The 23676-nt window shown below is 29.1% G+C and carries 23 protein-coding genes and 1 riboswitch; of the genes, 15 read left to right on the forward strand and 8 right to left on the reverse strand.

What is annotated here, in order from left to right:
- Window positions 1-216 precede the first annotated feature (216 nt).
- Genes I6U48_RS20150 through I6U48_RS20160 form a run of 3 tightly spaced genes read right to left on the reverse strand, consistent with a single transcriptional unit; the run spans window position 217 to window position 2140 of the window.
- Window positions 217-867 carry an ABC-2 transporter permease gene (locus I6U48_RS20150; RefSeq protein ID WP_218322275.1) on the reverse strand — a complete coding sequence of 217 codons (651 nt, stop codon included), beginning with the start codon at window positions 865-867 and terminating at the stop codon, window positions 217-219.
- Window positions 860-1726 carry an ABC transporter ATP-binding protein gene (locus tag I6U48_RS20155; RefSeq protein ID WP_218322276.1) on the reverse strand — a complete coding sequence of 289 codons (867 nt, stop codon included), beginning with the start codon at window positions 1724-1726 and terminating at the stop codon, window positions 860-862. The genes I6U48_RS20150 and I6U48_RS20155 overlap by 8 nt, the downstream gene beginning before the upstream one ends.
- Window positions 1727-1759: 33 nt before the next feature.
- Window positions 1760-2140 carry a GntR family transcriptional regulator gene (locus I6U48_RS20160; RefSeq protein ID WP_218322277.1) on the reverse strand — a complete coding sequence of 127 codons (381 nt, stop codon included), beginning with the start codon at window positions 2138-2140 and terminating at the stop codon, window positions 1760-1762.
- 307 nt (window positions 2141-2447) lie between these two features.
- Between I6U48_RS20160 and I6U48_RS20165 the strand changes: the two genes are divergently transcribed.
- Entirely contained in the window at window positions 2448-3053 is a 606-nt protein-coding gene (locus I6U48_RS20165) for a DUF6263 family protein (RefSeq protein WP_312891101.1), read from the forward strand.
- A gap of 80 nt (window positions 3054-3133) precedes the next feature.
- Here I6U48_RS20165 and I6U48_RS20170 read toward each other — a convergent pair whose 3' ends face one another.
- From I6U48_RS20170 to I6U48_RS20185, 4 genes are all read right to left on the reverse strand, one after another.
- Entirely contained in the window at window positions 3134-3274 is a 141-nt protein-coding gene (locus tag I6U48_RS20170) for a hypothetical protein (protein ID WP_218322325.1), read from the reverse strand.
- Between the two features lie 161 nt (window positions 3275-3435).
- Window positions 3436-3885, reverse strand: coding sequence for a hypothetical protein (locus I6U48_RS20175; RefSeq protein WP_218322279.1), 450 nt, complete (start codon window positions 3883-3885; stop codon window positions 3436-3438).
- An 18-nt stretch (window positions 3886-3903) separates the two neighbouring features.
- On the reverse strand, window positions 3904-5079 hold the full coding sequence (locus tag I6U48_RS20180; protein WP_218322280.1) for a 4Fe-4S binding protein: 1176 nt from the start codon (window positions 5077-5079) through the stop codon (window positions 3904-3906).
- A gap of 1 nt (window position 5080) precedes the next feature.
- A complete protein-coding gene (locus I6U48_RS20185; protein WP_218322281.1) occupies window positions 5081-5710 on the reverse strand; it encodes a sulfite exporter TauE/SafE family protein in 630 nt (209 codons plus the stop codon).
- 495 nt (window positions 5711-6205) lie between these two features.
- Here I6U48_RS20185 and I6U48_RS20190 point away from each other — a divergent pair, with 495 nt between their 5' ends.
- The 9 genes from I6U48_RS20190 (at window position 6206) to I6U48_RS20230 (ending at window position 15494) form a co-directional block, all read left to right on the forward strand.
- Complete coding sequence (locus tag I6U48_RS20190) at window positions 6206-6754, forward strand: LytTR family DNA-binding domain-containing protein (protein WP_218322282.1); 549 nt, start codon at window positions 6206-6208, stop codon at window positions 6752-6754.
- An 82-nt stretch (window positions 6755-6836) separates the two neighbouring features.
- Window positions 6837-7271, forward strand: coding sequence for a hypothetical protein (locus tag I6U48_RS20195; RefSeq protein WP_218322283.1), 435 nt, complete (start codon window positions 6837-6839; stop codon window positions 7269-7271).
- Window positions 7272-7489: 218 nt separating this feature from the next.
- Window positions 7490-8179 carry a response regulator transcription factor gene (locus I6U48_RS20200; RefSeq protein WP_218322284.1) on the forward strand — a complete coding sequence of 230 codons (690 nt, stop codon included), beginning with the start codon at window positions 7490-7492 and terminating at the stop codon, window positions 8177-8179.
- Window positions 8176-9441: a sensor histidine kinase gene (locus I6U48_RS20205; RefSeq protein WP_218322285.1), complete on the forward strand. Its 1266-nt coding sequence runs from the start codon at window positions 8176-8178 to the stop codon at window positions 9439-9441. Before I6U48_RS20200 ends, I6U48_RS20205 begins: the two co-directional genes overlap by 4 nt.
- Window positions 9442-9571: 130 nt before the next feature.
- Entirely contained in the window at window positions 9572-10090 is a 519-nt protein-coding gene (locus I6U48_RS20210) for a VanZ family protein (RefSeq protein WP_218322286.1), read from the forward strand.
- A 184-nt stretch (window positions 10091-10274) separates the two neighbouring features.
- Entirely contained in the window at window positions 10275-10955 is a 681-nt protein-coding gene (locus tag I6U48_RS20215; protein ID WP_218322287.1) for an ABC transporter ATP-binding protein, read from the forward strand.
- Window positions 10948-13368, forward strand: coding sequence for an ABC transporter permease (locus I6U48_RS20220; protein WP_218322288.1), 2421 nt, complete (start codon window positions 10948-10950; stop codon window positions 13366-13368). The genes I6U48_RS20215 and I6U48_RS20220 overlap by 8 nt, the downstream gene beginning before the upstream one ends.
- A gap of 204 nt (window positions 13369-13572) precedes the next feature.
- Window positions 13573-14568, forward strand: coding sequence for a DUF4003 domain-containing protein (locus tag I6U48_RS20225; protein ID WP_218322289.1), 996 nt, complete (start codon window positions 13573-13575; stop codon window positions 14566-14568).
- A 371-nt stretch (window positions 14569-14939) separates the two neighbouring features.
- A complete protein-coding gene (locus I6U48_RS20230) occupies window positions 14940-15494 on the forward strand; it encodes an NUDIX domain-containing protein (RefSeq protein ID WP_218322290.1) in 555 nt (184 codons plus the stop codon).
- Between the two features lie 148 nt (window positions 15495-15642).
- On the opposite strand, the gene I6U48_RS20235 is transcribed toward I6U48_RS20230, so the two are convergent.
- Window positions 15643-17655 (reverse strand): sensor histidine kinase, encoded by a 2013-nt coding sequence (locus tag I6U48_RS20235; RefSeq protein WP_218322291.1) that lies wholly within the window; start codon window positions 17653-17655, stop codon window positions 15643-15645.
- 318 nt (window positions 17656-17973) lie between these two features.
- On the opposite strand from I6U48_RS20235, the gene I6U48_RS20240 reads away from it, so the two are divergent.
- The 5 genes from I6U48_RS20240 to I6U48_RS20260 all read left to right on the forward strand — a co-directional run bounded on the left by I6U48_RS20240 (window position 17974) and on the right by I6U48_RS20260 (window position 23670).
- Window positions 17974-18771, forward strand: a complete 798-nt coding sequence (locus I6U48_RS20240; RefSeq protein ID WP_218322292.1) for an energy-coupling factor transporter transmembrane component T family protein — start codon at window positions 17974-17976, stop codon at window positions 18769-18771.
- 4 nt (window positions 18772-18775) lie between these two features.
- Window positions 18776-19501 carry an energy-coupling factor ABC transporter ATP-binding protein gene (locus I6U48_RS20245; protein ID WP_218322293.1) on the forward strand — a complete coding sequence of 242 codons (726 nt, stop codon included), beginning with the start codon at window positions 18776-18778 and terminating at the stop codon, window positions 19499-19501.
- Window positions 19502-19647: 146 nt separating this feature from the next.
- Window positions 19648-19829, forward strand: a riboswitch (cobalamin riboswitch).
- A gap of 171 nt (window positions 19830-20000) precedes the next feature.
- Window positions 20001-21518 carry a cobyric acid synthase gene (locus tag I6U48_RS20250; protein WP_218322294.1) on the forward strand — a complete coding sequence of 506 codons (1518 nt, stop codon included), beginning with the start codon at window positions 20001-20003 and terminating at the stop codon, window positions 21516-21518.
- Between the two features lie 38 nt (window positions 21519-21556).
- Window positions 21557-22516, forward strand: a complete 960-nt coding sequence (cbiB, locus tag I6U48_RS20255) for an adenosylcobinamide-phosphate synthase CbiB (RefSeq protein WP_218322321.1) — start codon at window positions 21557-21559, stop codon at window positions 22514-22516.
- Between the two features lie 41 nt (window positions 22517-22557).
- Window positions 22558-23670 carry a pyridoxal phosphate-dependent aminotransferase gene (locus I6U48_RS20260; RefSeq protein WP_218322295.1) on the forward strand — a complete coding sequence of 371 codons (1113 nt, stop codon included), beginning with the start codon at window positions 22558-22560 and terminating at the stop codon, window positions 23668-23670.
- Window positions 23671-23676: the final 6 nt, after the last annotated feature.

Below are 23676 nucleotides of genomic sequence, written 5' to 3' on the forward strand. Positions count from 1 at the left end.
GCTCGTTAAAAGTCATTTAGACTTTTAACCAATCAAATCTTCTAAGCTTTTTCAAAAATATGAGCTAAGACTTGTAGCAAAAGTATTTAAATGTGTCTTCCAGAATGTCAATATATCCCTGCGTATAAGTTAAATGTCTGGTGTGAGTATCTATATATTTTTTTACATGAATAATAGAGAAATCTTACTTGTAGTCTTTACAATTATAATTCGTATCTATAAATCTTTATTAACATAGGATTTAATGGATATAAGCAAGGATATAAAAAACACTACAAAGGTTATTATGATAATAAGCGAGGTTACTATCCAATCGGGTTGGTTGTCGAGATAAACTATAAAATTTGGAGTTGGACTACTTTTAAATATAGTTTTAACTAAAATAGATGGAGCAGCAAATACAAAACAAAATATGATTATAAGAAAATATCTTGTCTTTTGATATCCAAATTTAAAATGAATTGGAAAGTATAAGGCACTAAAGAACATGGTTCCAACTATATCAACCAAAATATCTTCTGAAGTTATTAATCTATCGAAATGAATAATTCCAGAAAAACTTAATATATTTGTAAACGCAAATGTTAAAAATATTCCTATAGATATAAAGACGCATACAGATATATATTTTGATATAACCAAGGTAACTCTATTTATAGGTAAACTATTCAGCATTATTTCAGATTTGTTTTTATCATCAAAACCGCAGGCGCCTATTAAAAGCATATATGAAATCATTATTGGAACTGTACCAAACAATATAGAAGGATGATCTTTAAACATAAAAGTAAAGAAAAAAAAGTATATGATGGAAAAAAATAAATATTTTTTTTGAATAAGAATATCTTTTAAAACTAGATTAAACATTTTGCATCCCCCTTACAGTATAAAGCATAATATCTTCTAAATTAGCTTTTTCAATTAAGGCATTATTCTTAAATAATCTTTTGATTCTTTCAGTGTTATTTGTTAAAGCTTCAAACCCAAAAGAATTTTCTCTTATGCCAACAAATCTTTTTTTTGTATCTTCATCCAAAAGAGATTTGTCGCCTTTAATAATGCTATAGTTTTCAAGGATATTATCTTTAGCATCGGAAAATATTACTTTTCCTTTATTTAAAAATGTGATGTAGTCTGCGATTTTTTCTAAATCAGTAGTAATATGTGTTGAAAAAAGAATTCCTTTGTTTTCGTCCTGTATTACTGAGTAGAGGATATCTAGGATTTCACTTCTAAAAATAGGATCAAGGCCAGAAGTTGGTTCATCCATAATAATAAACTCTGCACCATGAGAAAGGGCAATGGCAAGAGAATACTTCATTTTCATGCCTTTAGACAATTGTTTTATTTTTTTCTTTAAAGGTAAATTGAAATTTGACATATAGTTATTAAAAGCTTTATTGTCCCAACTTTTATAAAAAGGTGCTAGTATATTTTTCATTTCTATTAAATTTAATTCTTCATAGAAATAATTTTCATCATAAACAAAACCTATCTTTTGCTTTATTTCTTTTTCGTTTTCAATATTATCAAGTCCAAAGACTTTTATTTCACCAGAATTTTTTCTAACAAGGTTCATTATAAGCTTTATTGTAGTGCTTTTACCTGCTCCATTTGGACCTATAAAACCCATAATAAATCCTCTTTCCAATTTAAAACTTATATTATCTAATTTAAAATCCTTATATTCTTTTGTTAAGTTGGTTATTTCTAAAATATTACTCATGGTAAACCTCCATAATTATTTATTATTGCATTATTAATCACGGGAATTGTCAGATAATATATCCAACATATCTTTTAGATCATCTAATGATAGTCCTATAAGTTTACTTTCTTCGATAGCTTCTAGTAGTTTGTCTTCAATAAGTTTCATTCTTTTTTCTCTCAGAAGTTCCTTATTTTGTCCAGCAACATAAGATCCTTTTCCAGGGATAGTCTCAATGAAGCCTTCTCGCTCAAGTTCCTCATAAGCTCGTTTCGTGGTGATTACACTTATTTTTAATTCTTGGGCTAGGTTTCTTATAGATGGTAGGGAATCACCTTTACCAAGGGTTTCGTTAAAAATAAGATTTTTTATCTGCTTCGTAATTTGTTCATATATTGGATCTCCGGATGAATTTGAAATAATTATATTCATAATTAAAAATGCTCCTTGTTAAAGAGTGTATATATTTAATATAGTGTATATAAACAGTATATACAGATATAACGGTTGTGTCAATATAATTATAGATATCCACGGATGATATTTAAGAATTTACTTAATGCAAAATTTTGTTTAATCACCCACTCCTATATAGATAATCACGGCTAGCATTAGCTTAGATTAATAGAGTCCTATAGTCATTCGATATAGGGAGTAAAGTCATAGGATTATATTTATAACTTGTAAACGGTTTTTTTATTGCATTTTTAGGATGGCTGAATATTAAATTTATGATTCTATAAAAATATCAGCAGATTCTGCTGGACAAAAAATGGAGTATGATTCCAAAAATCCAGGTTCCAATAATCCTTTAGCTTCTATTTATGGAGCTATTGTAGGAAAGGGCTTTACAGTAAAAGTAAGTAATAAAGGGCAAGTATTAGAGGTAAAGTGTGTAGATGAATTATTAAACTCAGTAGTTTCTAAGCTTCCAGGCAGTGAAGAACAAAAGAAGACATTTAAGGCTACTTTATCTGAGAGCTTTGGTGATGATGCTATTAAATCAATGGTTAACCAGAGTGTGAACTATTATCCACAGGGCCAAGTTAAGAATAATGATATATGGGAAAATAAATATAGCATAAAGACAATATTCCCAATGGAAGTTAGTAATAAACTAAAGCTTTTAGGAGAAAAAGATGGATTGTTAAATGTTGATGTACAATCAACAATTACTTCAGATACTAAAGATAAACCAGCTAATTTCATGGGATTTCAAGCAAATGTAAAATTAAACGGTGACTGTAAAGGAACAGTAAATATTAATAAGGAAACTGGACTTATGGAAAAAGGCAATCTTATAGAAAATTATGATGAAAGTTTTCTAGGGATAGATAATGATTAGTCTGAAATATATATTTATATACCAATTAAGTAATATTATATGTTTTTATCAAAAAATAAAAAAAGCCTTGTATTGAGAGGCTATTTCGATGATATCTTTGTTTTTCTATGTGATGATGAATTCTTTTCAAGAATTAGAGTGCTTTTCTCAATAATATCAAGTGATTCACATAGACATTCCTCAATAACATCAGGTGTTATTAATTTTGATTTCTTATTCAATTTTTCACCTTCTTCCATTTAACACTTTCAGTATATACATATAATTTAGGTATGTCAATTAAGATTGTGTTAAAAGTAGGTTGCCTAATTGTTGTATATCTTAGAGAGTAAAGTTCATACAAAGGCTTTATCTTTATATGAACTTTACTTCTTATTTAATTTTACTTTTTCAAAGATACTCTCACAGCATAATTGCCTTTTACTTTATATACTCCCTCTAAAGAAACTACATTTTTATTTAAAGCTTTAAATTCAGATTTGTCATTTTTAACATCGTATTTAATATAAAAATCATCATTGCCATCATTGTCAAAGTCTATATTTTGCGAAATTATCGCAGGTATATTTTTACCTTCATAATCAATTTGAACAAAGCCCTTAGATTTATCAGAAAAAAGCCCTTGAAATACAGGTTTGTGTATTTTTACCTGATAATCGTTGAAAGATAAAACTTTAGACACTTCACCACCAGTATATATGGGAGAAACTTTTAATGAGGTAATATCAACAAACCTTTTAGCGAAAAAGTCGTTACCTATAAAAGTAGCTAAGACTACAAATAAAGTTAGAATAGCAGCAATATATCCTAAAAAAGCTTTAATTTTAATCATTATTTAGGACTCCTTTCTTTAAAAAAAACTTCCTGTGGTTATAAGCTTTAAAATTTTGTATATTCCCTTAACTATCATGCTACCGCCAATTGTAAGAGCAAATGTATAAACAGGATATATAAAAAGATATCTTGATAAAGTAGTTTTTAACCCTATGTTTGTACCTTTTATATGATAAGATATAGCAGAAGCAGGGCATATATCTATACACTTTCCACATTTAGTACAAGTCATTAGAGCTTTGGAATTTAAGAGACTATTTTCATCCATTGAATAAGTAGGACATTCCATTATACATTTTTTGCAGTTTAAGCATTTGTTCTTATCAACTCTTACTTCAAATATATTTATTTTGTTAGTAAAGGATTGAAATGCTCCAAAAGGGCAAAACAGTCCGCACTGAGTTCTCTTTCCAGTGAGTATAGGTAATATTATAACTAAGATCAGAAATAGAGAATAAAAAATTATAGTTTTAATAATGGTTACAAAAGAGGTTATCTGTTCTGATTCTGTAACTGCTTTAAAAGGGCAAAGCCAATCACAGTAAACAGGGGAAAGAGTAGCAGCAGATAGTAGAACAATAGATATTAAAATAGCAAAGGATAAATAAGTCCACTTTTTGTTTATTTTTAATTTTGTTTTTTTACATAAAGAAGAACAACCTTCATCCAAACCACCATAAAAACAAGCCCAGCTGCACCAGCCTCGTCCAAAGGCTATAGTGGCACCAAGCCAAATTACTATCATACTTGCAATACTGGCAAAGCCATTTAGAAGAGAACCAGGAAAAATTATGGTTTTAGTTAAAGCTGCTGGTATTATAATCATAGGAATTACCATATGACAAAAAGGAGTTTCTCCAGAAATAAAAGTAGATTGATTATAGAAAATACTACCTCTTACTTCAACTAAATTAGTCATAAAGGTTACTACAAAGAGTAAAGCATAGGTTACAAAAAATATTTTTCTATACTTATAGGTTTTCTTTGTGTACATCATCAAGAAAAATATTACATTTATAAAAATATACCCTATAAAGAAAGAAATTTTCATTAAAGGCTCTTTTGGAAGTTTTTGACCTCCTGTTAGTAAAACAAGACTCAACAATATTATTGGTATGCAAGCTATCAATGATTTAATGATTTTTTTATACTTACTTAGTTCTAATGATTTATTGGTTTCTAAATTATTCATTTCAATATAATCTCCTTAAAAGCATTAATATTCCTAAACACATGTAAAATACACCAATTATTACAGAACACATTTGACCTATAAATTTAATTTGGTTACTCTTTAAAGCTCCTATGAATGGAATAGGTATAAAGTATATGGTGGTACCAGCAAAAAAAGCAATAAAGTACAGAATGCTGCTTAAAATGTTAGTAAAGAAAGCAGCATCAGAGAAAGCTAAAACAAATGGTGGACAAACATTTAAACCAGTAAAGAGACCTAAAAGTAAGATAGTAGTAAAGTTTTTTTCTTTGTTTGCAGGATTGAAAAATTTGTTAAAATATTTAATGTTGCAAACTCTATGAGAATTAGAAAAAGTATAAAAAATAAGTGTTAGAGATAGAAGTATATAGGATATTGCAAATATGATTTCTTTATAACTAGATTGCGTTATTATAAAATTTCCTGTAACCCATGCCAGAGTAGCAAACAACACATATCCAATAAGCCTTCCAAGCATAAATTTGGATAAATAAATAAAATTCCACTTTGTAGCTTTACCTTCACTCAAAATATATGGAACCAATACAGGAATACAAGAAGTAACACAATAGCCACCACTTGAAAGGCCTAGAATAAAGCCTTTTATCATATAGACTGCCTCCTTAAATAAATTTTTAATATAGGGTTGCACGGCCGAAAATTGACTTACACTCCGGGATATGTTAATTTTCTGGTGTAATTCTTTATCCTATAAGTAAATTGAATTGATAGTTATTTTTTAAATACTATGACCTTATGGATATAATTCTATTAAAATTTGTAAATTCAGACCATAGATTTCCTTTAATATGCAATTTTAAATATGTAAGATGCATTATCATGGAATAAATTGCTAGTTACTTAATATGCTTATTTATAATTATGGTATTGAATGCATGTTACATATTAAAGATTGCATGTTAAAATAAATATGTAGTTTTAGCTCTTAAAATTTAATAAAATGGAGTTGATGAACTTAGATATCCTGGAGCATAAGTTAAGTGTCGGCCGTATTTCTAAATGCGACAGCTCCAGTAAAATATTTTTCAATTTTCAAGGGCTAAAATATAAGTAGTAGGGTCAAGAGACCAAAATGAGGTTTAGAATGGAGATAGATTTAATTTGTTGTGAAAACATTAGGAGAGTATTAGAGGAACTTTTGAATAATAGGAAAATAAAAATTAGTAAGGATGCTAAGGTATGTATAGTTGAAAAAGGCTTTGATATAGAAGAAGGAAAAATAGGTATATACTTTGATATGACAACTATAAATGTTTTAATTGACTATTTGGATCAAATTTCGATTAGTAAAGAAGAGTTTAAAAATATAATTACAGGAAGATGCGAAGAAGATAACCTTAAGGTTCTAACATATGATAATATTTATTATTTTGAAGCTATGGGGAATGACGTTTTTGGCAGAACAAAAGACAAAAAATATAAAGTAAAAGAAAAGCTTTATGAATTAGAAGAAAAGTTGGAAAGTAAAGGCTTTATAAGAGTAAGTAAATGTTTCATTGTAAACATAGTCAAGGTGGATCGTATTATTTCATGGTTTAATAGTAGACTTATATTAAAAATGATAGATATAGATGAAGAAGTTTATGTTACACGAAAGTATTTAAATGACTTTAAAAAATTTCTTGGTGTATAACTATTCGAAAATTTTTAGCTAGATTATAGTTGAAGGAGATCACAAAATAAAGCAAAGTTTTAGATTTTGAGGTGATTTGTATATGAAAGAACATATGAAGGACTTTTTATTGAATTTAATAATATCTATGTTTATTGGACTATTTGTTGGAATGGCTGAAATAACAGTAGTAAATATGAATAGGTATACTATTGCGACCTTAGTTATCTCCTCTGTGCTTGGGGCGATTATTGGAACAATTTCAAGGCTTGTTTTTATGTATATATTTGCCATAAAACAAAAAGATGTAAAGCTAGCTTTTATGTCAGTATTTATAATAATTGGAGTTATCTCGTGCACTCCATCCCTTTATTATTACCTATTTCAAAATATAAAAATTTCAACGATATCATTAATGCCAATTTTAGTATCAGCAGAACTTCTTGGAATGGGCTTTTGTTACTATTCTTATAAAAAGTGTTTGGAGTTTAATTTAAGGCTTTTAAATAAAAAAAATCAGCTTACAAGAAAAGATTAAGTATCAAAAGGGCAAATTTAAAATTTTAATTAGTTTTAAATTTGCCCTTTAAATTTTATAAAATTTAAGCATTCTCTGATTTTTTCATTGTTATTATAATCTTGATCTAAATATGAAGGAAATAAATAAGTTTATAGCGAAAAGTTATAAAAGCGGCTAAAGATAATAAATTCATATATTGGATTATTAAAATAAACATAAGTGAGCAGGTGCAGTTGATGAAAAGTATTTTATTAGTAGAAAATGACGAATCTTTAAATAGGGGAATTTCTTTTAAATTAGAAAAGGAAGAAATGTCAGTTTTTTCAGCTAAAAGCTTAATGGAAGCAAGAGAAATATTTAATAGTATGAATATAGACTTAGTTATATTAGACATAGGACTCCCAGATGGAAGTGGACTAGACTTTTGCAGAGAAATAAGAAAGATTAGTGATGTATTTATCATATTTTTAACTGCTTGTGATGAAGAAGTGGACATAGTTACAGGATTAGATATGGGAGCAGATGATTATATAACCAAGCCCTTCAGTTTTATGATATTGATGTCAAAGGTAAATGCATTTCTTAGAAGAAGCAGTGAAAATAAATCTTCTGAAAAAATTATTTCAGGAGATATAAGCTTTTGTCCACAAGAAATGATGGTGTTGAAAAATGGGAGAGAGATAATATTAAGCAAGAAGGAATTACAGTTATTGAAATATTTAATGGTAAATGGAAGTCAAATAATTAAGAGGGAGCAGCTTTTAAGCGAGTTGTGGGACTTAGATGGAGACTTTGTGGATTCTAACACTGTGGCTGTTAACATAAGAAGACTTAGAGAAAAAATTGAGGAAGATCCATCGAATCCTAAATATATAAGAACAGTAAGAGGCATAGGTTATGTATGGGCAGAAAGGTGTGTAAAATGATTGATTATATAAAGAAAGAACCTTTATTTAAAAAGATGTTTACTTTCCTATTAATTAGTTTGCTTCTTATGTGGTCTATTTTATTAATTTCCCAGTACTACCTTTTGGAGCAAGTACATAGGGAGCAAATTAAATTAAATCAAGAGGTAGTGGGCAAATTAGTAAGCATTTATCCAGAAAGAGAATTAGAAATTGTAAAGACAGTAATAAATAAAAATGATGAAAAATATTTAGAAATTGGGAATAAAACCTTATTAAAATACGGATATGATATAAATACAAAAGCCTTTGAAGATGATATTTTTAAAGGCAGTTTTTATATGTTTATGGCTTGTACGATAGTGGGAGCTTTTGTAATAATGCTATTAAATATTGTTTTGTTTTTAAGAGGAAGTAAGTATCTTGGAGAAAGATTGGAATATTTTTCGAAAAACATAGACAAAGTAATGGCTGGAGATTATTCAGTAAACATGCTTGGCGATACAGAAGGTATTCTATCAAGAATTTCTATACAATTTGAACAGATGATAAGAAGGCTTAAAATCAGTTTTGAGGCTTTAGAAAAAGAGAAAGAGAACATCAAATCTTTAATAACAGATATATCACATCAGTTAAAAACTCCACTAGCATCTATAAAGATGTTTAATTCTCTTTTGTTAGAAGAAAATATTGAAGAGAATGAAAGAATAGAATTTTTAAATAGAAGCAGAGCGGATATAAATAAGTTAGAATGGTTAACAGGCTCTTTAGTTAAGTTATCACGATTAGAAGCAGGTATGATTAATTTAAAAAAAGAAAAAGGAGATATTAAAGAAACTATATGTGAGGCTGTTAATGAGGTGTATCTAAAGGCTTCAAAAAAAGATATTGATATAAGCTTTGAAAGTGAAGATAGTATTTTTATTATTTATGATCATAAGTGGACAAAAGAAGCAATTATCAATGTTATAGAGAATGCAATTAAGTATACAGAGGTAGGTGGATATATAAAAATATCCGTAAACAAAATGGAGTCTTATGTAAGGCTTGATATAGAAGATAATGGTATAGGAATAGATGGGGAGGAAGTTAACAATATATTTAAAAGATTTTATAGGGGAAATTCAAAAATAGTACAAGAGTCTGAAGGCTCTGGAGTAGGACTGTATCTTACAAGAAAGATATTAGAGGAGCAAGGAGGATGTATAACAGTAAAATCTGAAAAAGATCAATGGACAACTTTTAGCCTTTTCTTACAAAATTGTTGTGAATGTTGGAGATAAATTACAATAATGGAATGATACCCTTTATACTTTCTTTATATTTAATTTATAAAAAATTAAGAAAACTATTTTATAATGTTGTATAGAAGATAAATAGCAATCTTTATAAAAAAGGATACGGGGGTTACATATGAAAAACAAAGAAACAAAACAACAATTATTAACAACAGGCTTACTTATAGTGTATTTGGGGATATTAACTTGGATTATACTATTTAAAATGCAATTTTCAATTCAAAAATTAGATCATTTACGAAGCATTAACTTAATTCCATTCCATGAATCGGTAATAGTAAATAACAGGATTGAATTTTCTGAGATATATGAAAATATACTTGTATTTGTGCCTTTTGGACTTTATGTTAGTATGTCTAAAAGTAACTGGTCTTTCTTAAAAAAAGTTCTTCCGATAGCAGGTGTGAGTTTATTCTATGAGGTAATGCAGTTCATATTTTCAATAGGAGCATCTGATATAACTGACCTTATAGGAAATACTTTTGGAGGAATTATTGGAATCGCAATTTATATTGTTATTCGTAGATTATTCAAATCAGATTTTAAAACAAATAAAATTCTTAATGTTATTGCACTAATGGGAACAATTTGTATAGTTGCATTTTTAGCAGTTATAGTTGTAGTTAATACTTAAGCAGTCTAGTACTTATTTTAAATTATAACTTAATGGTAAAGTTATAGGCTGCTATAAGATTAATTGTATCCAAATAATTAATTTCTTACAAAACTGTTATCAAAGTTGAAAGCAAAATGAAAGAATAAAATAGTATCCTTTAGCTATAGAATTGAATAGCACTTAAGGAGGAAAATTAGTTATTATGGAGATATTAAAAACAGATTCATTAAAAAAGTATTATGGAAAGGAAGAAAATTTAGTAAAAGCTTTAGATGGGATTAACATAAGTATTGAAGAAGGAGAGTTCACTGCCATTGTGGGAACTTCTGGTTCAGGGAAAAGTACACTTCTACATTTGCTTGGGGGATTAGACAGACCAACGGATGGTAAGGTGTTTATTGATGATAAGGATATCTATTCCATGAAGGATGATAAGCTTGCCATATTTAGAAGAAGAAAAATAGGATTTGTTTTTCAATCTTTTAATTTGATTCCAGTATTAAATATATGGGAGAATGTTGTGTTTCCTATAGGATTAGATGAAAAGGATGTAAACGAAGATTATATAAAAGAACTAATGGAAACCTTAGGTATTTATGATAAGAGAAATATGCTTACCAATGCATTATCAGGAGGACAACAGCAGAGGGTTGCAATAGCAAGAGCCTTATCTACAAAGCCCTCTATTATTTTAGCAGATGAACCTACAGGAAATCTCGATTCTAAAACTGGACAGGAGGTAATGAACTTACTTAAGCTGTCTGTAAAAAAATATCATCAAACTTTAGTTATGATAACTCATAATGATAAGATAGCTCAAATGGCTGATAGAGTAATAAGAATAGAGGATGGAAAAATAGTGGGAGGCTTGAGAAATGAATAGTTTATCAAACCTTTCAAGAAAAAATTTAAAAGTACATAAGTTAAAAAATATACTTGTTATTATAGCTATAATGCTGTCAACTTGTTTAATAAGCACAATATGTATTTTATCTTACAGTCTTCAGCAAATGGAGATAAAACAAATTGTAGCTCAAACTGGTGATTTACACGTAGAGTATGCGAATGTCAGCGAAAAGCAGGTTGAGATACTGAAAAACAACAAAAAGCTTACTTCAGTAAATGAATATATAGGTCTGGGTTTTAATAATCAGTATAAGCCTTATTCTATTGAAATGTGTTATATAGATGAATCAGCAGGAGACACCACTGATTATTTTAGATTGAAGGAAGGAAAGTGGCCTGAAAAAGAACAGGATATAGCTATGCCTAAATGGATGCTGGAAAAAATGGGGGTTAAACCTAAAATAGGAGAAAAAGTTACCCTTTCCTATAGCCAAGACATGAAGGCATATTCCTATGAAGGTAAAGGTGATTTTGTAGTTTGTGGCATTTTAGATGATAGCGAGCTTATGAGAACAGAGCTATATAAAGCAATGGCTATAGTTTCTAAGGATTACATTTTTAAAAATGTTAAGCCAGAGCAAAGATTTATTCAAGCAAGTGCAAAAGTAAAAGGCAGAAACATTTCAGATACTGCTTATGAGATAGGACATAATATAGGGCTTGGTGACAAAAATATAAGTGTAAATAAAATGTATATAAATGCCCTTGGATTATCTAAAGATGTTCTTATACCTGCTGGTATTGCAGGAGTTATAGTAGTACTTGCAACAGTACTTGTGATATACAATATTTTTTATATTTCCATCAAGGAGAGAATAACTCAGTTTGGACTCTTGGCAGCTTTAGGAACAACTAAGAAACAGATAAGAAGGGTTATATTCAGAGAAGGATTAATATTATCTTTTATAGGAATTCCTGGAGGCATTATTTTAGGACATCTTTTAAGCTTATTCATAATACCTTTGATTCCTTTAACTGTAAAGTTAACACTAGAAACTTCACCATATATAGTTATTTTATCTGCTTTTGTAAGTTTAGTTACAGTAGCAATATCCCTTAGAAAGCCAAGTAAAATTGCTTCTAAGGTATCTCCTATTGAAGCAATAAGGTATAGTAGTGTAGAGTTAAGTGGGGGAAAAAAAGAAAGAAAAGCAAAGGGCACTACCGCTATAAGAAGGTTAGCTTACTTAAATCTTTGGAGAAGTAAAAAAAGGACTATTGTAACTATTATATCCATGTCTCTAACGGGTATATTATTTATAGTATTTTTTTCAATGTTTTCTAGCATAAAAAATAAGCAAGATAATCACATAAGCAGCGATTTTGAGTTGACAGCATCTTGGTTAACTCTTCGCGGCAGGGATGATGGAAGCGACCCTCTAAATAAAGAGACATTAAGCAAGGTGAAAAAAATAAAAGGAATTGAAAAAGTAGATATACTTAAGCAAAAGGAGCTTTTTACATCAGATATAAGAATTTTAAAGAAATGTAATGAAGTTAAAAGAGATGATATGCCAGAATTCTCTGAAATAAATTGTAACTTTTTTGGCTTTGAAGACTCTATGCTGGATGAACTAAAAAGAAATCTTTTACAGGGAGAAATTTCTAAAGAAAGTTTAAAAAACAAAGATGAAGTTATTATGGTAAATTACAATGGAGAAAATCATACTTCTGGAAATCCGTTGAAAGTTGGAGATAAGGTTGTATTGGAAAATAAGTCAATAAAAAGGGAATTTACTATAGCAGCTATAGTTAGTTATAATACCAGATGGCTTGGTTATACTGCTGGAGGACCCCAATTTATAACTCACGAAGCTTCTTATTCTAGGATACTTAAGGATGATAGAATAGGAAAGCTGTGCATTGACATTAATAATGACAGTTACAACAGTGTAAAAAAGAGTTTGGAAAGTATACTAAAGGGGAATGATAATGCTATCTTTTTTGATAGAAAAGAATATAAACAAAAACAAGACTTAGAATATAAGGGTATGGGTCTTGCAGTTGTTAGTTTAATATCCATCATAGGTCTAATAGGAATTTTAAATTCCATAAATACTATGTTTACAAGCATAATGACAAGAAAAAAAGAATTTGGAATGATGGAGGCTGTAGGACTATCAAAGACTCAACTTAGAAAGTTGCTGCAAATAGAAGGGCTTTATTATTGTGGTATAAGTATAATAGTATCAGTTGTTTTAGGAGTTCTGGTGTCCTATATACTTTATTTAAATATGGATTTTATGAGAAGCAGCGGATATAAAATACCATTTGTACCTATAATATTAGTTTCGGCAGCATTTATATGTATTCAGGGTATTATAACTTATATTGGGGAAAGGTTCCTGAGAAAAGAATCAGTAATAGATAGAGTTAGATATAATGAATAGTTGAATAAGAATGTTTTAGACTTAGTAATTTAGAAGTCTTCACAATACTACTTAGTCTACAATATAGAAAACTTAAGATTTTCTTAAGTTTTTCTTTAGTTTTTTTGTGTATTTTATTTTAAAATATAAATATATCAAGAAAATAAAATAATATCAAAAGTAAGTATAAGAATAAATTAGTTTATGAGGGTGGAGGAAAATATTATGAATTCAGAATTGAAGTTAAAAGTTGATTTAATGGTTGAAAATTATAATGAACTTAAAAGGAATTTTATATGGGATATGGGATTGTTAAAACACTTTTGTGCTATGATGCATGCGACAAGAGGTAAAAAAGTAGATATAGATAGGATTAAAGAGATAAAGAAATATATAAAAGAAGAAACAGGATGGACATCTGACTGTAGGGGAACTAATGAATTAATCATAGCTACCCTTTTGTGTCTTGAAGAAGATTATAAAAGCTTTTTTAAAAACATGCTAGAAGTTCATGAAAAAATGAGACAAGAAGGTTTTAAAAAGAGTACATATTTACCATTAGCAAGCTATACAATAGTAAAGTCTGTACCTAGAGAACAATGGAATTGCAAAATTCGGAGAATGAATGAATTCTATGATAAGATGAAAGAAAATCATTTTTGGTTAACTTCTAAAGATGATTATGTTTTTGCAGCGGTGTTAGCTACTACAGATTTAGATGTACAAGGAACTATGGAAAAAGTGGAAGAGTGTTATAATGCTTTAAATAAAGAAGGATTTTGGAAAGGTAATGACCTGCAAAATTTATCTCATATTATGGCCTTAGGAGAGGAAGCTGTTGAAGAAAAATGCTTAAAGGCAAATAGATTATATAATAAACTTATAGATGAAAAATGTAAGCCTAAAAATAGTGGATTGGCAACCTTGGGAGTCTTAACTCTTATCTCATCAGATGAAGATCAAATGGTTAGATACATAAAAGAAGTTAGTGATTACATTTATGAACAAAAAGGACATGGAATGTTAAGTTTGGAGAAGTCTACAAGAACTATACTTTCAGCTAATTTAGTTTCTGATTTTTATGTGGATGAAATGAAAAAAGGTGTAATTGAAGTAGCTTTAGCAAATAGTATTACAGCTATTATAATTGCACAAGAACAGGCTGCTGTGATCACAGCATGTGCAGCATGTTCTGCTGCAGCGGCATCATCAAGCTCATAAATACTTATTATATAATGTTAAAGAGGCTGTTGAATTTATATGTATCTACTGCAGAAAGTAGATTTACACTCCGAGACATGTTTCCAAGATTCATCACTATAAAAAGTTTTTATCATGCTGAAGATTGGAAACATCGCCCGGAGTATAAGTTAAGTGTCTGGTTTATCTATAAATGTAACAGCTTCTTTAAATTTTATAAAATTGATTTATAGGATAGGAGAGTACTTTTTTTAGTCGAGTATTATGCTATAATTTTAGTGAATACTAATTGAACAAAATTTTAAATATTATAGGATAAAATAGTTATTTTAGTTACATAGTGAATTTTGAAATTTAAACTTTGGATTCTTATAATTAATGGAGGTACATAATTGAAAGATATAAAAGAAAGAATTTTATACAAAGGCAAATGGATATCATTAAAGGAAACATTATATAAGGCGAAAAATGGAGAGGAAGTAAGATGGGAGAGTATAGAAAGAACTAATACTAGTAAAACTGTAGTTATTGCAGCTAAACTTATTCCATCTAATAGATATGTATTCATAAAACAATATAGACCGGCGATAAATAATTATATATTAGGTTTTCCGGCAGGTTTAATAGAAGAAGAAAGCTTAGAAGAAGAGGCCTTAAGAGAACTGAAAGAGGAAACTGGATACATAGGGACTATAAAAAATATTAGCCCCGAGCTATATTCTAATGCAGCATTGATTTCAGATACTGTTCGGTTAGTAAATATACAAGTAGATGAAAATTTAGAAGGAAATAAAAATCCAGTGCAGCAATTAGAATCAGAAGAGGAAATAGAAGTAATATTAGTTTCAGAGAAAAACATAAGGGACTTTTTACTAGAAGAACAGAAAAATGGAACTGCACTAGGAATAGGTCCTTGGTATATGTTTGGTGGATTAAATAATATTTAGCCTTTATCCTGAGATGATTTAGATGGTAAAAATGTTAATTATAATGTGCAGCATAATTTCAATATTGATAACCTTGGTAGTTATACTTACGTTTGTATATATATTCTCAAATAAAATTTATAGGGAATCCAATTTGGATTCCCATTCTTTATGAGTATATATCAGAAAACTCTATGTTTATTCTTTCAACATAATCTTCTGGTGTACTTATATTTTCAACATCTGTAATGCAATCATCGGTAAGAACTACTGGCAGTTCTATTGTAAATTCAGTTCCTTTTCCATAGATACTTTCTACAGAAATTTTACCACCATGAAGCTCGACTAAAGATTTGACTAAGGATAGACCTATGCCGCTCCCTTCATGATTTCGTGTAAGAGACTTATCTACCTGCCTAAATCTTTCAAATATCATAGAAAGTTTATTTTCTGGAATACCAATTCCAGTATCTTTTACAGATATTTTTATCTTATCCTTGCTATCTTTAATATTCACGAAAATCTGTCCACCAGGATTGGTAAACTTAACAGAGTTTGATATAAGATTTAGCATAATTCTTTCTATTTTATCAGGATCACACGAAATAAATCTCTCTTCAACATCAGTGTCAAATATAAGACTTATAGATTTATTCTCAATATACTCAGCTACTGACATAGTAATATCCTCTACTACTCTTACTATGTTATGATTTGAAGGATGTATTTCAAAGTAGCCAGAGTCCATTTTTGTTATATCAATTAGATTACTAACAAGCCTTAGTAATCTAAAACAGTTTTGCTTCATTGTATTCAAATATATTACCGATTTTTCTTCTGTTAACTCTATATTACTGGAAGGATTTAGCAGCTGAAGAGCGCTCAAAATCACATTCAGCGGAGTTCTTAGTTCGTGAGAAATATTTGCAAAAAATTCTGTTTTAAGTTTATCAAATTCCCTTGCTTCTCTAAGAAGTCTATCATTTTCTCTGATTTTTTCCTGCAATAAAGCGGCTCTTTTGCTTTCACTTATATCCTGAACCACTGCAAGCGAAGCCATAATTCCTTTATAAGGGAAAATTCCGCTAACCACTTGTACAGTTACAATAGACCCATCTTTTTTCACAAGCTTTTCCTCAATTAAAGGAGCAAATTGCTTATATTTTTGTACTAGTTTAGCCCTGTTTTTGGCTATTTCATGAAAATCAGGACTAATAAAATCAAATAAATTCTTACCTAAAAGTTCAGATGTAGAACTAAAACCTAATAACTTTACAGTAGCTTTATTTGCAAAAATTATTTTATCATCTGAGTGTAGAAAAATACTAACAGGAAGTAGTTCTATAAGTTTTCTGTAATAATTTTCACTTTCTTTTAATAATTTCTCATCTGATTTTTGCTTGGTTATATCTCGAAAACTATATATACGTCCAATTATCAAATTGTTTTTTACTAGAGGATTAGATAAACATTCAATTAGTTTACCGTTTTTAAGTTCAAGTATATTAAAAAATTTTTTCTTAGCTTTTAGAATGATATTAATTTTATCTTTTGTAAGTTCTGGTTTTTCTATTCCATTTAGAATAAGATCAAGTAACTCTTCCTTGTCAATTGGATCACCAGAAAATCCCATGATTTTTTTCAAACGTTTATTATAATTTATTACGTTCCCATGGTTATCCAAAACCAAAATTCCTTCTATAGTAGAGTCAAATACAGCCCTTAGTGTTTCTTTATTCTCATGTAAATTACTTTCGATACTTTCTAGTTTGGTACAGTCCTCTACTGAAAAAAGTATACCTTGAAATCCATCCGGTTTGTTTAAAACATTAATTTTAATATTAAAATATTTTATCTTATAATATGAACTATCAGTATAAAAAGGAAAGTAATTTAAAAATATTGTTTCATTAGACAAAAATATATTTTTTAATCTATCATTTATACTATAAAATAAACTAGGAAATTCATCAAAAAAGTTTTTTTCAATAACATCCTTATTTTTTATACCAGTCATTGATTCTTGAATAGAGTTCCAAAGTATAATTTTATAATTTTTATCTAGAATCACAATTCCAATAGGAACGGATTCAATAATATTTTCAAACATATCACTATTGCAATTCATATAAAAATTTTTGTTATTATTTTTAGTAAAAGAGGAATGGCACGAATCAAGCATCTTACTCACCCCCGTATGAGTATAAATTGTTAGCTATTTACATATATTCTACGAAAAACTTTAAAATCCTCCTAGAATATATAGTTTTAAAACTTAATTACATATATGTATTAATTATCCACGAAGTTGACATAAAATCTACTTATGCATTAAACAAAAGTACAAACTAATTGAAATAAATATTGGTCTATGATATATTTTTAACATGAGGTTATTTTTAAATACTTCTATGAAATTATTATATTTTTGAAAAATTTTCAATGTACTAATTTAAAAATAAACTAGGCACAATTATAAGAGGATGTGTAGGTGTAAATTATGGAAGAATGGCTCTTTAATAAGGATGATTATATACCACAAAAGGATAAGGATAGGTTTATAGACAAAAGCATATTTGCTATATTGCATGTTTTATCTTTAATAAAAAGAAATTCTAAGATCAACACTAGCTTTATGTATAGTATTAATAGTGCAGTAAAACTTATATTTACAATTTTAAATATAATATTTTTATCCATGTCGAAAAATTTTGTCTATGTACTTTTAGCAGATGTTTATTTTTTATTAATTTTAAGCTTACTGGATGTGGAAGATATAAAAAGGGTTCTGTCTATAAGTGCAATCGTTCCTATCTTCACTTTAGTTATGCTTATTCCCTCAATAATGATGGGAAATGTACGAAATAGTATGTTGTTAATTTTAAAAGTTATTGGAACTATAATTATTGTTAATATACTATCTTATACGACAAAATGGCACGACATAACCAGAGCATTAAAGCTTTTTTTTATACCAGATGTATTTATACTGGTTTTTGATATTACAATAAAATATATATATATTCTGGGTGAATTTTCCTTAGAAATGTTTTATGCTTTAAGAATTAGATCTGTTGGTAAAAATGCTAACAAATACTCGTCTATAACTAAGATAATGGGGAACCTTTTTTTAAAATCCAAGGAAATGGGTGACGAAATGTACTCTGCTATGGAATGTAGAGGATTTACAGGAGAATACTCAGCTTATAGAAGATTCAAGTTTAGTTTTAAAGATTTAATATACTGTATAGCTAACTTAACTATTATATTGTCATATTTTTATTTTGCTAGGATGTGATTTTATGATTCAAATTAAAGATGTAGGGTTTAAATACAAAGATGTAGAAGTTTTAAAAAATGTAAATGTTAATATTGAAGAGGGAGAAGCGGTTGCATTAATAGGTCCTAATGGAAGTGGTAAATCTACTTTCTTAAAGCTTTTAAATGGAATAATATTTTCCACCCAAGGAAAGTACTTTTTTAACAATGAGGAAATTAACAAAGTAAAGCTAGAAAATAGCAGCTTTTGTAAACTGTTTCATAAAAAAGTTGGCTTCGTATTTCAAAACTCTGATGCACAGCTGTTTTGCTCAAACGTATATGAAGAAATAGCTTTCGGGCCAAGACAAATGGGAATGGATGAACAGGAAGTAGATAAAAGAGTCTGTGACTGTTTAAGACTATTAGATATTGAAGACCTTAAAGATAGGGAGCCGTATAACTTAAGTGGAGGAGAGAAAAAGAGAGTTGCCATAGCAGCAGTACTTGCATTAAATCCTGAGGTTTTAATTTTGGACGAGCCAATGAATGCAATAGATCCAAAAGGTAAAAAGTTTTTAAGGGAACTTATGATCAAGCTTAATGCTAGTGGGAAAACCATAATTTGTTCAACTCATGATTTTGAATATGTAGAAGGTATTTTTAAAAGGGTTTTAGTATTTTCAGAAAATCATATCATTATACGAGATGATAATTACGATGTCGTAATTAACGATAATAGTTTTTTGGTAGAAAATAATATAAAATGATGAAAATACAACATTAATGTAGACTAAATAGAGTAAGAAAACACGCATCAGAAGCTGAACAACTTATTTTTGTAACTTTACATGGCTGTCTAATAAGAATATATATTGTTGACATATATATGAGGCTATAATAAACTAGAATTAAAATCAATATTACACTTTTAGGTGCCTTTTTAAAAGAAGGTGAAAAGGGAATGTGGTTAAATTCCACAGCAGCCCCCGCTACTGTAATTGATGACGAACCTTTGAAATGCCACTTTCTATGAGGGGAAGGCAAAGGGGAGGATGATTCATGAGCCAGGAGACCTGCCTAAATATAAGTAGTATAAACTTTCGGAGGGAAAGTACTTTTGATATGATTACTTCCGGCGTAAGCCGGTTTTTTATGTTAAAAGCAGTAAACTTTGCAAGTTTACTGCTTAAATTTTTATAATAAAAAATTTTAAGGCAAATAATTATAGACTAAATTTTGGTAACATATGAAGGGGGATATATTGTTATGGCAAAAATAATGATTCAAGGAACTGGTTCATCAGTTGGAAAAAGCATACTGGTAACAGCTTTATGTAGAATTTTTAAGCAGGATGGATACTCAGTTTGTCCTTTTAAATCTCAAAATATGTCTTTAAATTCATATATAACTTTGGATGGTAAAGAAATGGGGAGAGCACAAGTACTTCAAGCTTATGCCGCAGGACTTCAACCAGAAGCATATATGAATCCGATACTTTTAAAACCAACCTCAGATAAAAAATGTCAAATTATAGTTAATGGCAAGGTTTATGGCAACAGTACAGCCATGGAATATCATAATATGAAATTAGAATTTAGGGATATGTTGAAAGAGCAATTCGAAAATATGGAAAAAAGCTTTGACATAATAGTTATGGAGGGTGCAGGAAGTCCAGCGGAAATAAACTTGAGAGATAGAGATATAGTGAATATGGGAATGGCTGAAATAGTAGATGCTCCTGTAATCATAGCTGGAGATATAGATAAAGGAGGGGTTTTTGCATCTCTTGCAGGTACTATGCTTTTATTTACAGAAGAAGAGAAAAACAGAGTTAAAGGAACAATAATAAATAAGTTTAGAGGAGATGTTGATATATTAAAACCAGGACTTACTATGCTTGAAGATATTATAAAGGTTCCGTGCATTGGTGTAGTTCCTCATTTCACTTTGGCATTAGAGGATGAAGATGGAGCTGTTGAATTTAATACTAAAGTTACAGCACCAATTGATATTGCCGTAATCAAATTGCCTCATATATCAAACTTTACAGATTTGGATGCATTGAAAAGTGAAGAGGACGTTTCAGTAAGATTTGTAACTTGTACGGAGGAATTTGGAAATCCTGACCTTGTTATTATTCCAGGAAGCAAAAATACTATTGAGGATTTAATCAGAATAAGAGAATCTGGTTTGGAAAATGTTATAAGAGAGTATAGTGAAACTGGACTAGTTATTGGAATATGCGGAGGATATCAAATTCTTGGAAAAATGCTGCAAGATCCTTATGAAGTAGAAACAGATGTAAAAGAAACAGAAGGTATGGGACTTTTAGACATAGAAACTGTCTTTGAACAAGAAAAAATAACTACTAGAATAAATGCTGAAAGTATAGAATGCTTTGGCATACATACAAATGAAAGTGATAAGGAAAATAGAAAATTAAATGTTTATGGATATGAAATCCATATGGGAATATGTAAATATGGAGAAAATGCAAAACCTCTATTTAGAATTACCGACAAAAATGGTGAAAAGGTTTTAATAGATGATGGTGCCATAAACAAAAAGGGTAATATTATGGGAACTTATATACATGGAATTTTTGATGGAGTAGATTTTAGAGAGTACATTCTAAATAAAATAAGAGAACAAAAAGGAATGACTACTAAAAAATCAAATACTTATGAAAGTCTTAGAGAAAAAGAATTAGATAAACTTGCAGATATTGTTAGACAAAACCTAGATATTAATAAAATCTATGAAATAATGGGTCTAAAGAAATAAAAAATTTGAGGTGAGCTATTTTGTTAACATCTTTCCTTATGACAAACCTTATAGATATAGTCATAGCTATAATGATAGATTGGATAATTGGTGATCCTTACTGGTTTCCTCATCCAGTTATTTACATAGGTAAGTTTATATCCTTTTTAGAAAAAAAGGGAAGAAAGTTATGTAGAACTAATGCTGGCATTAAGATGTTTGGTGGGTTTATTGTAATAACAGTTGCATTAATAAGTTTTACTATCCCTTTTCTAATACTGACTGCAGCTAAGCATGTTATATGGCTGTATCATTGTCTGAATATAATCATAATATGGACAACACTTGCGGCTAAATGTTTGAGTGGAGAAGCTAAAAAGGTATATTATGCATTAAAAAATAATGACTTGGAAGATGCTAGAGTTAAACTTTCTTATATAGTTGGAAGGGATACTAAAAGTTTAAGCGATAAAGAAATAATAAGAGCAGACGTAGAGACTGTAGCAGAGAATGCTGCGGATGGAGTAATAGCTCCTTTATTCTATGCAATTATTGGAGGAGCTCCTCTAGCTATGATGTATAAAGGAATAAATACAATGGACTCAATGCTTGGATATATGAATGAGAAATATAGATATATTGGTTTTTTTCCAGCAAAAGTTGACGATGTTTTTAACTTTATACCAGCAAGAGTTGCAGGAATACTTATTTGCATAGTTGCTTTTGTAGTAAAAGGAAGTCCGGTTGAAAGCTTTAGAATAATGATAAGAGACAGAAAAAATCACAAAAGTCCTAACTGTGCTTATCCAGAAGGGGCTGCAGCAGGGGCTATGAGAATACAGCTAGGAGGTACAAATGTTTATTTTGGAGAAGTTGTATACAAGCCTACTATTGGAGATAAGAATGTGGAGTTAAGCTTTAAGCATATAGATGAATGTATAAAGCTTATGTATGGCGCAGAAGCCCTTATGATTATTTTATATGCCTTAGCCTTAAGTGTTTTAATAACTAAAATTTAATTAATTTAGTAAATGTGAAAATAAATTTGTAGGAAGTGATGATGTTGGAGCATGGAGGAGACATTTATACGGAGGGACTTCTTAAGGGAAAGAAACTAATTGATTTTAGTTCTAATATAAATCCACTTGGTGTTCCGGAAAGCTTTAAAAATCACATAGGTGAAGCCTTAGAGAACATGGAAATGTATCCGGATATAAAGTATAGAACCCTTAAGAATTATATTATAGAGTACATAGAATTTAGCAAGAATTATTTTAGAAGCAGCAGAGAAAGCGATTTGAATTTTGAAGAACAAAAAATGAGTGAAGAGAATATAGTTTTAGGAAATGGGGCGGCAGAAGTTATAGATTTGGCAGTAAGTTGCTTCAAGAGAGTTTCTTTGATAGTGCCTTCTTTTATCGAATATGAAAAAAGTGCTTTAAAGTGGAAGTGTGATATAAATTATTCACTTTTAGACGAAAATATGAGTTATAATTACGATGACATATTTTTGAAGATAAAGGAATCAGATGCATTAATTATAGCAAATCCTAATAATCCTAATGGAACTATAATAGACAAAGATAAATTTAAAGAAATCATGGATTATTGTGAAAAAAGTAATAAGAAGATTATTATTGATGAAGCTTTTATCGAGTTTACAGGAAAAAGAGGCTGCAGTTTGCTAAAAGAAACAGAAAAATATAAATGTTTATTTATAATAAAGGCCTTAACTAAGTTTTATGCTATGCCAGGTATAAGATTTGGATATGGAGTAACCTCAGATAAAGACCTAATAAAGAAAATAGAAGAAAAACAAAATCCATGGAATGTAAATTGTTTTGCAGAGGTGGCAGCAAAATATTCATTAAAAGATGAGGAATATATAAATAACTCTTTAAATTGGATTGAAACAGAAAGAGAATTTATGCTTTCTGAATTAAAGAAGATAGATTTTATTGAAAAGGTGTATGATACATATGGCAATTTTGTTCTATGTAAGCTTAAAAAAACAAACTGTGATGAATTATACAAATTATGCTTAAAACAAGGAATAGTAATAAGAAAATGTGATAACTTTAAAGGTTTAGATAAAAATTATACAAGGTTTGCAATTAAAAATCGAAGACATAACGAGATATTTATAGAAACTTTGAAAGACTTGAATCTTTAAAGAGAT

The organism is Clostridium thailandense, from assembly GCF_019207025.1.
Lineage (GTDB): Bacteria > Bacillota > Clostridia > Clostridiales > Clostridiaceae > Clostridium_AM > Clostridium_AM thailandense.

What these genes read in the sequence shown, in the direction of transcription:
- I6U48_RS20200 (WP_218322284.1), top strand. Translation starts at nt 7,490, where the DNA reads ATGAAAAGTATTTTATTAGTAGAAAATGACGAATCTTTAAATAGGGGA.
- I6U48_RS20195 (WP_218322283.1), top strand. Translation starts at nt 6,837, where the DNA reads ATGAAAGAACATATGAAGGACTTTTTATTGAATTTAATAATATCTATG.
- I6U48_RS20155 (WP_218322276.1), bottom strand. Translation starts at nt 1,726, where the DNA reads ATGAGTAATATTTTAGAAATAACCAACTTAACAAAAGAATATAAGGAT.
- I6U48_RS20175 (WP_218322279.1), bottom strand. Translation starts at nt 3,885, where the DNA reads ATGATTAAAATTAAAGCTTTTTTAGGATATATTGCTGCTATTCTAACT.
- I6U48_RS20250 (WP_218322294.1), top strand. Translation starts at nt 20,001, where the DNA reads ATGGCAAAAATAATGATTCAAGGAACTGGTTCATCAGTTGGAAAAAGC.
- I6U48_RS20150 (WP_218322275.1), bottom strand. Translation starts at nt 867, where the DNA reads ATGTTTAATCTAGTTTTAAAAGATATTCTTATTCAAAAAAAATATTTA.
- I6U48_RS20160 (WP_218322277.1), bottom strand. Translation starts at nt 2,140, where the DNA reads ATGAATATAATTATTTCAAATTCATCCGGAGATCCAATATATGAACAA.
- I6U48_RS20185 (WP_218322281.1), bottom strand. Translation starts at nt 5,710, where the DNA reads ATGATAAAAGGCTTTATTCTAGGCCTTTCAAGTGGTGGCTATTGTGTT.
- I6U48_RS20235 (WP_218322291.1), bottom strand. Translation starts at nt 17,655, where the DNA reads ATGCTTGATTCGTGCCATTCCTCTTTTACTAAAAATAATAACAAAAAT.
- I6U48_RS20245 (WP_218322293.1), top strand. Translation starts at nt 18,776, where the DNA reads ATGATTCAAATTAAAGATGTAGGGTTTAAATACAAAGATGTAGAAGTT.
- I6U48_RS20240 (WP_218322292.1), top strand. Translation starts at nt 17,974, where the DNA reads ATGGAAGAATGGCTCTTTAATAAGGATGATTATATACCACAAAAGGAT.
- I6U48_RS20220 (WP_218322288.1), top strand. Translation starts at nt 10,948, where the DNA reads ATGAATAGTTTATCAAACCTTTCAAGAAAAAATTTAAAAGTACATAAG.
- I6U48_RS20225 (WP_218322289.1), top strand. Translation starts at nt 13,573, where the DNA reads ATGAATTCAGAATTGAAGTTAAAAGTTGATTTAATGGTTGAAAATTAT.
- I6U48_RS20180 (WP_218322280.1), bottom strand. Translation starts at nt 5,079, where the DNA reads ATGAATAATTTAGAAACCAATAAATCATTAGAACTAAGTAAGTATAAA.
- I6U48_RS20215 (WP_218322287.1), top strand. Translation starts at nt 10,275, where the DNA reads ATGGAGATATTAAAAACAGATTCATTAAAAAAGTATTATGGAAAGGAA.
- cbiB (WP_218322321.1), top strand. Translation starts at nt 21,557, where the DNA reads ATGACAAACCTTATAGATATAGTCATAGCTATAATGATAGATTGGATA.
- I6U48_RS20205 (WP_218322285.1), top strand. Translation starts at nt 8,176, where the DNA reads ATGATTGATTATATAAAGAAAGAACCTTTATTTAAAAAGATGTTTACT.
- I6U48_RS20210 (WP_218322286.1), top strand. Translation starts at nt 9,572, where the DNA reads ATGAAAAACAAAGAAACAAAACAACAATTATTAACAACAGGCTTACTT.
- I6U48_RS20260 (WP_218322295.1), top strand. Translation starts at nt 22,558, where the DNA reads ATGTTGGAGCATGGAGGAGACATTTATACGGAGGGACTTCTTAAGGGA.
- I6U48_RS20190 (WP_218322282.1), top strand. Translation starts at nt 6,206, where the DNA reads ATGGAGATAGATTTAATTTGTTGTGAAAACATTAGGAGAGTATTAGAG.